This is a genomic window from Ktedonospora formicarum, assembly GCF_016587355.1.
GTDB classification, from domain to species: Bacteria; Chloroflexota; Ktedonobacteria; order Ktedonobacterales; family Ktedonobacteraceae; genus Ktedonobacter; species Ktedonobacter formicarum.
This window is the reverse complement of record NZ_BNJF01000001.1, coordinates 1,864,857-1,876,608: the sequence shown is the minus strand read 5'-3', so window position 1 is coordinate 1,876,608 and position 11,752 is coordinate 1,864,857. Positions and strand designations below refer to the sequence as shown.

11 protein-coding genes are annotated in these 11,752 nt (G+C 50.7%); 8 read left to right on the top strand and 3 right to left on the bottom strand.

Features of this window, described 5'->3' with window-relative positions; all coding sequences use genetic code 11:
• The first annotated feature begins 11 nt into the window (after positions 1–11).
• Together K3T82_RS08080 and K3T82_RS08075 are read left to right on the top strand one after the other, a co-directional pair.
• Positions 12–2,021, top strand: coding sequence for a DUF790 family protein (locus K3T82_RS08080; protein WP_220192971.1), 2,010 nt, complete (start codon positions 12–14; stop codon positions 2,019–2,021).
• A 316-nt stretch (positions 2,022–2,337) separates the two neighbouring features.
• Positions 2,338–3,153, top strand: a complete 816-nt coding sequence (locus tag K3T82_RS08075) for a hypothetical protein (RefSeq protein WP_220192970.1) — start codon at positions 2,338–2,340, stop codon at positions 3,151–3,153.
• Positions 3,154–3,458: 305 nt separating this feature from the next.
• Here the strand turns inward: K3T82_RS08075 and K3T82_RS08070 are convergent, their stop codons facing one another.
• Positions 3,459–3,749, bottom strand: coding sequence for a hypothetical protein (locus K3T82_RS08070; protein ID WP_220192969.1), 291 nt, complete (start codon positions 3,747–3,749; stop codon positions 3,459–3,461).
• Between the two features lie 713 nt (positions 3,750–4,462).
• Between K3T82_RS08070 and K3T82_RS08065 the strand changes: the two genes are divergently transcribed.
• Complete coding sequence (locus tag K3T82_RS08065) at positions 4,463–5,761, top strand: AI-2E family transporter (protein ID WP_220192968.1); 1,299 nt, start codon at positions 4,463–4,465, stop codon at positions 5,759–5,761.
• 96 nt (positions 5,762–5,857) lie between these two features.
• Here the strand turns inward: K3T82_RS08065 and K3T82_RS08060 are convergent, their stop codons facing one another.
• Positions 5,858–6,517, bottom strand: coding sequence for a potassium channel family protein (locus K3T82_RS08060; RefSeq protein WP_220192967.1), 660 nt, complete (start codon positions 6,515–6,517; stop codon positions 5,858–5,860).
• Positions 6,518–6,545: 28 nt separating this feature from the next.
• Complete coding sequence (locus K3T82_RS08055; protein WP_220192966.1) at positions 6,546–6,953, bottom strand: potassium channel family protein; 408 nt, start codon at positions 6,951–6,953, stop codon at positions 6,546–6,548.
• A 489-nt stretch (positions 6,954–7,442) separates the two neighbouring features.
• Here K3T82_RS08055 and K3T82_RS08050 point away from each other — a divergent pair, with 489 nt between their 5' ends.
• The 5 genes from K3T82_RS08050 to K3T82_RS08030 all read left to right on the top strand — a co-directional run bounded on the left by K3T82_RS08050 (position 7,443) and on the right by K3T82_RS08030 (position 11,602).
• On the top strand, positions 7,443–7,655 hold the full coding sequence (locus K3T82_RS08050; RefSeq protein WP_220192965.1) for a hypothetical protein: 213 nt from the start codon (positions 7,443–7,445) through the stop codon (positions 7,653–7,655).
• 281 nt (positions 7,656–7,936) lie between these two features.
• Positions 7,937–8,980, top strand: a complete 1,044-nt coding sequence (locus K3T82_RS08045; protein ID WP_220192964.1) for a lipid II:glycine glycyltransferase FemX — start codon at positions 7,937–7,939, stop codon at positions 8,978–8,980.
• A 50-nt stretch (positions 8,981–9,030) separates the two neighbouring features.
• Complete coding sequence (locus K3T82_RS08040) at positions 9,031–9,600, top strand: HD domain-containing protein (protein WP_220192963.1); 570 nt, start codon at positions 9,031–9,033, stop codon at positions 9,598–9,600.
• A gap of 131 nt (positions 9,601–9,731) precedes the next feature.
• Positions 9,732–11,114, top strand: a complete 1,383-nt coding sequence (locus tag K3T82_RS08035; protein WP_220192962.1) for a GAF domain-containing sensor histidine kinase — start codon at positions 9,732–9,734, stop codon at positions 11,112–11,114.
• Positions 11,115–11,353: 239 nt separating this feature from the next.
• Positions 11,354–11,602: a PLD nuclease N-terminal domain-containing protein gene (locus tag K3T82_RS08030; protein WP_220192961.1), complete on the top strand. Its 249-nt coding sequence runs from the start codon at positions 11,354–11,356 to the stop codon at positions 11,600–11,602.
• Positions 11,603–11,752: the final 150 nt, after the last annotated feature.

Below are 11,752 nucleotides of genomic sequence, written 5' to 3'. Positions count from 1 at the left end.
GAGTGAGACAAGTGCGTTTTAGTTTGCAAGATGTAAAGAAAACAATCCATCGCCGAGGGGGGAAGGGAGGCGAGCTAACTCTCTCCCTACATTTTTTGCGCTCCGGTACCCTGCAAAACGAAATAGAGAAGTTAATCACCTATCATGAGCACATGCTCGGTATGCCGCAACGCGCCTTCTCCCTGGATGAGGCGCGAGCCTGTGTGGGTGATTATCGACTCGCCACTTGTCTGCTTGCGACATTAAGCCATTGGTATCAGTGGCAGTCACGCGACTGGTCAACTACTATTGAGGAAATGAGCGCGAATGAGCATCTCCGTGCTATGTCTTCTCCTTCAACTCTGCGCCTGGCCCTCTTCTCCTTTGTCAACGAGCAATATCAAGGTTTTCTAGATGCTGCGCGGCGTGCCGAGGCCCTGTGTGCTTTTGCCGAGCAGCTTCAGCTTACAAGCCAGCAAGCGGAATATCTCCTGGGGCTCGATAGCGAGGAAGAGGCGCTCTGTACGCGGCTCAGTCCAGAGCCTCCTACCGCTAGCGAGGTCGCGGCTCTATATAATCAATGGGCCTTTGAGGCCGCGCTCTTTAACTCCTCTGATGTTCATTTCCTGCTAGATAGTCAGGCATTGAGTTCCTTTCAGTCTGAGGGCGAGCTATTCCCCTTACCCAGTCAGGAGCCAGGATTCGGAGCCACAATCAAGCGCCTTTGTTTCCTGGCACGTCGTTTTGGCGTCTATTATGATCTCTCCTACGAAACTGATTCTGTGTCCTCACAACACCCCACGACGCTTCATCTTCTGCTCTATGGGCCGCAAGAGGTGACCGGCGCTCCTCAACAATATGGCTTACGCCTGGCCCGTCTCTGTCGTGTCTTGCTCGGTTATCAACAAACGAATCGCGGTCGTAATGGTTTTGCCAGTGCGTTACTTGAGGCTGAAGCGACCGTGCATTTCTTGCAGCGTACCTACCAGTTCCAGATGGATCCCAAGCTCTTACAGATGCTCCCAGCACCCGCGAAAGGAGCAGTTGCTGAGAATAAGGAATCCTATGAGTCTTCAACTTCTGTCTTTGATAGCAGTATCGAGCAAGGATTCGCCGAAGCATTTACCGCGCTAGCCAGCAACCAGGGCGTCGATGGCTGGCACCTGGAGCGCGAGCCCGAACCTTTGTTGCTCAATGAGAGCATCTTTATTCCAGACTTCGCCCTCTCCCGTGGCAACCAGCGCATCTATATGGAGATTCTCGGCTTCTGGACACCCGCTTACCGTGAGCGCAAAATTCAGAAATTACAACAATTGCAGTCGCGCAAGGATATTATTCTTGCCATTCCCGTTGAAGCCAGAGACGCTTTTGCCAGCATTGCCAGCGCTTTCCCTATTGTCTATTATCGTGGATTGCTCTCCGCCAGTGATATCCTGCAAGTGATGCGCAAAGAATATGACGACTTCACGGAGCGCCTCTCACTTGTGAATGTTTCGAATGTCCGCGCGCTTGTACAAAGGCAAGGTATCTTGCTAGAGCAAGATTGCTATGCTCTACTTCACTGCTACCGCCGTTCCGAATTGGCGCGGGCAGCCTCCCTTCTTGAGAATGAGCATGTGCGTTTCCTGCCCGGTCTGGGATTGTATGCGGTAAACAGTTTGGCGTCGCTTCGTCAACAGTGCTTCGCAGCACTGCGAGCGACTGGTACGCTCCCTCTTGGAGTCTTCGCCAAACAGGTCAGAGAGATGGCACCTGTCCTCGCCCATAGCGACGATGCCGTTATCGAGACGCTGGTCACCTTCTGGGAAGGCGTGCACATGCAGCGTGACTCGATCTTTGAGGCTAGTGTTGAACTTGAGGAGGCTCCTCTTGAGACTCCTGACGATGAAGGTGAATCCCACACGCCTGATGAGACGCTAGTCGCCGCTCCTGAGAAGAAGAAACGTAGCTCCAGCAAAACTTCCACCGCCCGCTCCACAAAGGGCCATAAACGTACCTCAGCCTCTCCTGTAGTGCAGGAGGATTTATGGGGCGGCGAGTAGTACTTATTCGCCAATAGCTCACCATAATATTCAAATCAATAAACAACAATAGCTCCTATTTGCTTTCTCACAGCCTCTATGCAGCGATCACATGCTCCATCCTTCATAATGTGCAAAGAAGTGAGACATTGAACAATATTGAAACATATAGATTTATGGTGCATAATGAGCAGTGATATTGAAGCTATTTTACAGAGTGTCGGGAAAAAGACGTCAAGTCCGTTGACAAGTACGTTTGTTCTGGTGTACTATGTACATCGTAGCGTTTTGGAACAAAAGTTCGTTTTCGCTAGCAGTATGAGAGGACGGTACTGATGTGGATCAGAGTTTTACAGAGCGTGGTGGACCTAAGTCAGCGAGAGACACTCGTAGCTCAAAGTTGTCTAATCGCAACTTCTTTGATGATGAGTACGACGATGAGTTGCCGGGGCGCGCATTCAAAAGCGTACGCCGCTATCATAGCGATGTGAAGACAGAGGAGGGGCGTGCGCCTGCTGATATTCAATCTTCCACTCAGAGCATGAACCTTCCCCGACCCAAGAAGAAAGTTCCTCCGCGCAGAACAGCCGCGACTCAAGGCCATGCTCAGGTAACCACCTCTTCCCGGCGAGCCGCAATTGATACGGAAGATATGGTTGGGCCAAAGAAGAGCAAGGAGCCGCGCCGGATTGCCAATCCAAAGCAGAATGTGCATATCCTTGTCTATGTTGGGGTTGGGCTGGTGGTTATGGTTATAGGATGGATGGCGTTAACGCTCTTGTCCAACTGGTGGCTGGTGGCTCAGGATGACTGGCGTTATGGGCGCCCTCGTACCTATCAGGCAGATGAAGTGGTTGGACATAATAATGACTCGGAGACTCTCAAAAGTCATTTTATCGCGCTCAATATGAATCGGCATGTCGAGATTATTGAGTGTCCTGCAGGTGACTGCTCCAAGGCGAAAATCTATGTTGGCCCCGATTTAATTGGCCCAAATCAAGACCTCACACCTGTAACGCTTTCGTTTCAGGATGTCAATGGCGATAAGTCTCTCGATATGATTGTGCATATTCAGGATACGCGCATTGTGTTTATCAATGATAATGGAGCCTTCCGTAATCAGAAGCCGAATGAGAAGGTGAATCTGGACTAATCCGTTATCCGCAAACCTGAGTATGAGCAACAATAGGGAAACTATGCCCTCCTGGATGGATTTGATTTTCTCTTTATCCGAAAACCTGAGCGTGCTTGTTGCAACGAACATCTGAGCGCAAGGAGTGCGTGCTAGCCGCGACCAGCGGCGCCGTGTCCTCGAATGAGGGTTGGTTTTCGCATAAGATCTTTGTGGAAAATCTAAAAAGAAAAGGCAGGCTGCCTTAGCCTGCCATCTATAGTGGGTCTCAGCAAATGACCTGTTTGCCTGATTCCCATCGCTGTGTGATGAGTAAGTGCTGTTCTTTAACGAACAACACTTGCACCTTCCATGAGAGTAGGCTCTTTGCCCTGGGATAGTGGGTTGGCGGGTGTTGGTTGAGCCGCTATGATGTGCAACTTCGTTGGTGCAGTAGAGGCCGGTGTGGGTGTAGGTGTTGTAGCAGGTATAGCTGCTAACTGCGCTTGTCTGGCGCCCTTACGTAGCGCGAGCCACGAAAAGACTATCATCCAGGCTAAGAGTAGCCCAACAAGCGTCCAGGTCATCAACAGGTGTGTTGTCTCGTTCATTGATGTGATGGCGGTTGTTGCGTCCACGAATCCGTCCCCTTTTCAAGCTGTTTTGTGGGCACTCCTTATGAGAGAACCTGAGCGCTTTGCGCTAGCCGCGAGAGCGGCGTTGGTTCTCGCATAGGAACCACTCCTTATGAGAGAATCTGAGCGCTTTGCGCTAGCCGCAAGAGCGGCGCCGTGCCCTCGAATGAGGGTTGGTTTTTACATAAGACCATAAAACAGCATCGGAATCTTCTTAATTGTATAAGATGATGCGTATATCAAGCGGTAACACAACTGATCCTTGTATATGACATGGGCACTGACTTCGATACCCATCGGATATATGTTCCTCCTGTCCTTTGGTAGGACGTAAGCGCCGTGCCAAAAGTTTCAGTTTGTGTCTTCCCGCGCTCCTATCTTTATTTTACATAGGACCCGTGTATTGTAAACTATATATGCAGCTTCGTCTAACCTTATAGAACTCTTTCCCTAGCCTTTATCGGTAATGAATGGCTAGTTCGACACCTGGGATGCATATAAGTTTGTGATTTCCGAAGTTTTCCTGTTCCAGGTCTATGTAAAAGTGTTGATATAGGTGAAAATGCAGGTATAAGCGCTTCACCAGCCTAAATACCATTCCTGCTTTTTTGCTAGTTTACTATGAAGCTCTTGTTGTTTGATATGTTTCATGTCACAATACGTCTGAATGCCTCCGTCTTTATAAAAGAGTTTATTTTTCTGAGGGGGAAAATCATATGGGTCAAATTAACTGGCAACGAACACGCGATATTCTCATTTGCATTATATGCATTGGTGTTATATTTACTTCTACCTGGTCACTGCTGGGTCAGTTCGTCGATGCGATTGTTATCCTCATATTATCTATGGCCGTGGCATTCCTCTTGACGCCATTGGTTGATTTCCTGGTTAAGTATCATATGCCGCGTGTCCTGGCAACATTGCTCGTATATGTAGTGGTCCTTGGGGTACTAGGATACCTTAGCTATCTTCTGGCCGCTAATCTTGTCGAGCAGGCAGTCGCCTTTTCCGATACGATTCAATCATTTGCGTTTGCTATTCCTGACAAGTTTCAGAATTTCATCGCCTACTTGCAGAATGACGTCCATGTCCCTCCCAAGAATATCGATGATGCCTTAAACAGTATCCAGGGAAAGGCGACCGAGTTCGCTACTACGCTTACCAATAATGCTTTTGGCTTTGTCTCTATTCTCGTCAATGCCTTTATAAATATCTTTTTGATTGTTGTGCTGAGTTTCTACCTGACGGTCGATGGCAAACGGATTCGCGATAGTTTGGTGAGCCTTTCTCCCAAACGCCTCCTTCCGAATGTCCTTCTCTTTGAGGATGCTCTATCGCGTGTCGTTGGCAATTATATCCGTGGGCAATTAACGCTAGCCCTAATCGTTGGCGTTGCGACGAGCCTCATCTGTGTCGCGAATGGACCTCTTAGCAAATATGCCCTCATCTGTGGTGTCCTGGCGTTTCTTTTTGAAACGATTCCGATGGTTGGACCGGCTCTGGCTGCTATTACGCCACTTCTGCTCTCGCTACTCCTGCCGGACCCTTTGCCGCGCACTGTGATTGTCGCTGTCTGCTTCGTTGTGCTCCAGGTTATTGAGAGCAATATTCTGGGTCCTCGTATCGTTGGACATGCCGTTGGCCTGCATCCCGTTGCCGCGATTCTTTCTTTGCTCGTAGGTGCTCATCTGTTTGGGGTTTTCGGGGCCTTGCTTGCGACGCCTGTTGTGGCTGCGCTCTGGGTTGTGCTGGCTAGTATCTATCGCTCGGCGCGAGGTGAGAGCGCGGACCAGATTTTAGCGCGTAAGCGGGCTCCATGGACCATTCGGCGGCCCAATGGTCGCTTCCTTGAGTCAAAGCCTTCGATATGGAAACGCCTCTCTGGCGATGAAGAGAAAAAGACTTCGAATAAAGGCGAAAATGAGGGGCAAGAGAACGAGGTCGAGTATTCTGAGCTTCTTTACAATGTTGAGGAACAGGAAGGTTCACAGGAGAAGACTCCTCCCTCGCCTTGAGGGTGGTCTGGTGGTCGATGCTATTTTATGACTGCCGCAGAGGCGTGGCGATGCTGTTTGGATGTCGTCACGCCTCCTGTTTTTGTATGTGGAGTGTTAGGCGGTGCCGAAGATCTTACTGAGTTCCTCTTCGCCCTCGCTATTGAGCAGCGCGTAGACCTCATCATTCTCCAGTAACACCGTATCAGCATTGGGAAAGATCGGTTCCGTGCCGCGCATAATAAGTGCTAATGTGCTCTTGCGTGGCAGATGGATCTCGCTGAGCTTTTTACCCGCTACCTGTGACATTGGCGGGATGTTCATCGCCACAATCTCAATCCCAGCCTTCTTGAGAGTCATTAGTGGAATGAAGTGTGGCCCTGGGAGCTCACTTTCAATGAGCGAGAGAATGGCCTTCGTTGGACTAACGGTGACGTCAATGCCTAGCTTCTGGAACAGCTCTTCATGCTTTGGATCATTCAGGCGCGCGATGGTGCGAGCAACATTAAAGCGTTTCTTTGCCATCTGACAGATGACCAGGTTATCGTCGTCTTCACCCGTGACTGCGATAACCACGTCCGCTCGTTGCGCCCCCGCCTCTTGCATGGTGCGTGCTTCACAGGCATCGCCTTTAATGACGGATTGTCCCAGTTCTTCGGCAAGGATTTGCACACGGGCCGATGTCTTTTCGAGGAGCAGAACCTCATGCCCTCTTTTCAGTAGAGTCCTGGCTAGGTAGTAGCCGACGTCGCCACCACCGCCAACGATAATATACATAAGTACGCCTCTATCTTGATTACTGTTTTCAGACCTTTTCGCTCATTAAGGCTTTATATAAGAGATCCGCTCCTATGATCGTCGGGCAGATTGCCTCGATACCCAGTTCATTGTAGGTGCTTTGTCGAATTGGGTCGTAGATACGGCAAACGACCTTTTTGATATGGAAAATCTCTTTGGCGATCTGGCTTGCCATGATGTTACGGTTGTCTCCGTTGGTGACGGCTGCGAAGGCGTCTGCCTCAGCTAGACCCGCCCGGCGTAATACGTCCTCATCTACGCCATTTCCAGTGACCTGCTCTCCATGGAAGTCGCCGCTCAGGCGCTGGAAAGCATCGGCGTTGTTGTCGATTACCACGACGTGATGTCCTGCTTTGTCAAGCTGCGAGGCCAAGGTCGCACCTACGCGTCCACAGCCAAGGATGACAATTTTCACGGAATTCCTCCTGCCGGTCAGTGACCGCTTCTAGGATATAGGTGATATCCAATCTGTATTGTAGCATACCCACTCACCACTGGCATAAGGCAACAATATCCACTTGGAAATTCTGGGGCTGGTTCATCTATACCACGGTGAGAAGCGGCATGAGTGTCTCTATCATTTCCTGAGATACCATGCAAAAGAAACAAGCCCAAATCTTCCCTCCATAGGGAAGATTTGGGCTTGTTTCTTGCCTATCTCTCCACTATACTAAGATCTGAGTATATCGGTCCGTCACCCATCGAGCAAAAAAAGCTGACTCTGTTCGCGAGTGAGCAGGTGACCGGGTTCTGGTTCAGCCCGTACGCAGTTCCCCCGTGTGTCAGTACGTTGAGACATCGCGGAGGATACAGGAGGAACCCTGAGGTGAGTTGGCCGCTTGCCTCTCATCGATGAATCTCCTTTTGTACCGCAGAAGGATAGGCCAAACCGATTGCTCGTGTCATGCACGAAACCTCTCGCACGGAAGGAGGAGTTCGCCATGCGGCGCGACTCCTGGCAGAACAAGTTCACCTCTCCCTCCGTCGTCGCCCTGTCGCCGGACGACGACGAGGACGAGGACCCGGACACCATCGTGATCCGCCCGAAGAGGTGAGTCTGGCGGGTTCAGCTTACGGGCCGGGCCTCGCCACTCCTGGCGCGGAGTGCAAGATCTGAGCAAGAAGGAACGCGGGTGGATTCGCGACGTGTACACGCCAACCTGGCGCGTGCATGGCGCGGGCCGCCCGCGTTCCGCCGGTTTTTCACCCCGTATTGCCTTCATGCAACCTGCGCCAATACCAAATTGCTCCTGATAACGACGTTTACCTCTAAACCTATTACATACCACCTATGTGGATGGCATGGCGCTTAAATAGGCGATAGGTTCGCTATTTGGTGATATCATAAAGGTACTAACTATAGGCGCGTTTATGGGTTGGGAAAGTTGGTGTATCAGCATGGCTTTTGGTGAAGAAAAGTATACGTTTCGCCCTCTTACGCTTTCGGAACGGTGGCTCTGGGAGCGTTTTGTGATGGAGCATGAGCATGGGCATCTCCTTCAGAGTTGGACCTGGGGCGATCTCAAGGCGTCCGCTACCTGGAGGCCGCTACGCCTGGGCTTATTTGATGAGCGGCAACAGCTCGTCGCAGGGGTTCAGGTGTTGCGCCGCACGGCCCCACGCGTTCCGGTACAACTAGGGCATCTGGCATATATCCCCAAAGGGCCCGTTTTGGATTGGACGCAAGTGGAAATACGTGATCTCTTCTTCGCGCGCTTGCATCCATTCCTGCGGCGGCATGGTGCGTTGGCCCTGCGTTTTGAATGTGATCTGGAGGCGGAGACTCCCCTGGGTGAACAGACGCGTGCTTATTTCGAGCGTGAGGGGATGCAATCTCTTCCCTCAGTGCAACCATTGCGGACAATTCAACTCGATCTTGAGCCTTCAGAGGAGATGTTATTGTCTCAGATGAAGGAGAAGTGGCGTTACAACGTACGGCTGGCTCGTAAGCGCGGGGTTACTATTCGGTTGGCTGAGACGTTGGAGGATGTCCAATCCTGGTACGCGTTAATGGAGACCACAAGCGAGCGCGATAAGTTTGGCATTCATTCGTTGCGGTATTATCAGCGTGCCTGGCAACTGTATCGTGCGGATGATCGCTTACGCCTCTATCTGGCTGAGCATGAAGGGCAACTGCTCGCTGGCATTTTTGTCTCGCGCTATGCTCGGGAGGGTATCTATATGTATGGGGCGTCGAGTAACGAGAAGCGGCAATTGATGCCTAATTATCTCCTGCAATGGGAGGCGATTCGCTGGGTGAAGGCAAATGGGGCCGTGCGCTACGATTTCTGGGGTATTCCCGATACTGAAGCTGAGGATGAGGCGATGGCGGGTGTCTATCGCTTTAAACGGGGTTGGGGTGGACGCGTAGTACAATTTGTGGGGGGATATCAATATGTTTATAATCCACTGGCAATGAAGCTCGCAAGCAGATTTGTATAGCCTGATTACATCTATCTTTGTTTGGCTGATGAGAATTATCTGGGAGGGACATGATTTCGCTACCCTTTACTCTGGAGACTGCTTTGGAGCACAAAATAGCTGAGGACCCTGAGTGGCTGGCAGGGGTGGCGTGGGGGAAGCCTCGAACCGGTCACCTTGAGGGGCCGGTCAAATTTCATATCGCGGATGTGCTTGAGAATATAGAGTACCAGCGACCCGCGCCTACAGCCGAGGAGCGTGAGGCGCTACGCCTGATCGCTTTGATACATGATGCCTTCAAATATCGCGTCGATGAGTCACGCCCAAAAATTGGCTCAAACCACCATGCCTTTATCGCGCGCAAGTTTGCGGAGCGCTATATCCACGATCCGGTCTTATTGAATATCATCGAATTACATGATGAAGCGTATAATAGCTGGCGGCTGGGTGCTCGTAAGGATCGCTGGCATCACGCCGAAGAGCGTATGTCCGCTCTTTTGTCTAAGCTTGGCGATGCGCTTCCTCTCTATGCGCGCTTTTTCCTGGCTGATAGTTATACAGAATCGAAGAGCCAGGACCCCGTGGCGTGGTTCAAAACATACCTCCAGGAGCGGAATTATACCTTTTCCTTCTGGCAGTAGTGCTCTTTAGCCTCCCTTGCTGGCTGTATCTATCATTGCCTTTGCCTTGTGTCTACACTAGACATAGAAATGCTTCTTTGCTAGTCAGGCTTTGCATAATCTAAACGTATTAGCACATGAAGGAATAGGCGATGGCGCAAGGCAAACAATGGGGCCAAAAATCTCAAGAGCAGGGCAGGCGTGTGACGCCTGCTCCCCTCGTCTCATCTGGAGAGGCACATAATGCAGAGCACCGCTCACTGCATGGGTTACGCGTGCTCATCTCGATGGCTGAAGCCTTGATTATCGAGAGCCAGGGCGAGGGGGCTATCTTCTCCCAATCTGCCTGTGCTTTCCAATCCTCCCAGTCGGCGGCCCAACTTGAGCATGGATTGGTTGAATTGCCATTGAGTATGCTGGATTGTGATTGCGTTGGTGTCCTCCTCTTTGATTCAGAGACACACTTGCTCCACCCTACGACGATTATGAGTCTGACTCCCGATCACGAGCTTCTCTGGCAGAATCGTTTGCAGAACGCTTCACTTAACGCCCTTGTTGGTGGCGAGGAACGTGTCAGGCAGCTCTATCAGAATCGCATATTAAAGCCAGATACCACGCTCTTTAGCGATCAGCCTTCGTATAAATTGATTGTTCCTATTTTACATCGCCAGCAACTCCTGGGTGTTCTCCTTATCGATTATGGCGCGGGTAAGCCTGTCTTATCGTCGGACGATGAATCGTTATTGCTGTGTGTGGCACATCTGGCGTCGTTGCTAGTTGAGCGCGAACATGCCCAGCATGAGCGTGATGAAGCCATCTCGGCCCTTCAGGATGCTAACGCTAAGCTGACGATGACCAATCATATCAAAAGCACCTTTGTCTCGTTCGCCAGCCATGACCTGCGCGCGGCTCTGGGTAGTATCCAAAGTTTGAGTGAGACTTTGCTGCACCGTGATCTTCGCCCCATGGAGGTGAAGGAGGTGGCGACGGATATTCGCGGGAACGCGTTCCGCTTAAAGAGCCTTATCAATGATATGGTGGAGCTTGATAACCTGGTAAAGGATCATATTTGCCTGGAGCCGTACTGGTTTGATCTGAACGCGCTGATCAATGAAGTTGTGGCGCGTATGCGGCAGCATACACAACGGCATACCTTTCAGCTTCAGCTCGCACGGGCGCTGCCTATTCTTTGGGGAGACCGCGAGAAGCTATTGCTGGTGCTGGTGACTATGCTGGACAATGCGATCAGGTACTCGCCTGAGGGAGGGGTGATTACAGTCACCAGCGATCTTGAAGATCAGTTTGTGCATGTCAGCGTAGGCGATCAAGGGATTGGGATGCCAGCCGAAAAGCTGGACGAAGTGTTTGCAAATACCAAGCGTTTGCCCTCCGATACGGGCATGGCCGATGAACATGGTTTTGGCCTCTCGCTTGTGCGTGAGATTGTCCTTTTACATGGCGGTAAGGTCTGGGTGGAGAGCGCCCCAGGCGTGGGCTCGATCTTCCATTTTACCTTACGCACCACCTCTGAATGACTGCCCACCCGCTATCAATTTGATCTTTGCTTGCTTTCTACGTTTGATCTCTATGTAGCAAGGAAAAAGGCGCGAGTGCTTTTAAAAACAAAGCTTCATGCAACGAAAAGTGAGTGCTCCCCGTATAGTAAGTAGTCAGGCGGAGAAAATGTAGGATCTATCGATGGAAAGTAATATAAAAAGATATATATAGCTAAAACAGTATGTGTTAGATGCTTTATGTAAAGGAGTATAGAGAAATGAATGGCAGTCGAGGCTGTTTTTTTAATACCGTCTTGTTCCTCATCTGTGTGTTTCTACCGGTCGTAAGCCATATCATAGAGACCGTAATGATATGGGAGGATGAGCACTCCCCCATGGGGAAACTGGTCTGGTTGTTGATTGTCTGGTTAATCCCGATAGTTGGCTCTCTGCTCTACCTGCTGATTGGGCAGCGTCCCCCTTCTGGAAACTATATTCGCTTCGCCCAGCCTTCTCGGCAGGCGTAGTCTGATCCAGCGCTCAATCCGCGCTAGAGGCCAATACGATAAACAATGGGAGTGTGGCAGCAATGCTATGCTCCCTCTTTGTGTTGTATTGGCTCTTCCCAATTTGACATATTGGCCTGTGCGCTCAATGCGATTGGCTGGTATAGTTAT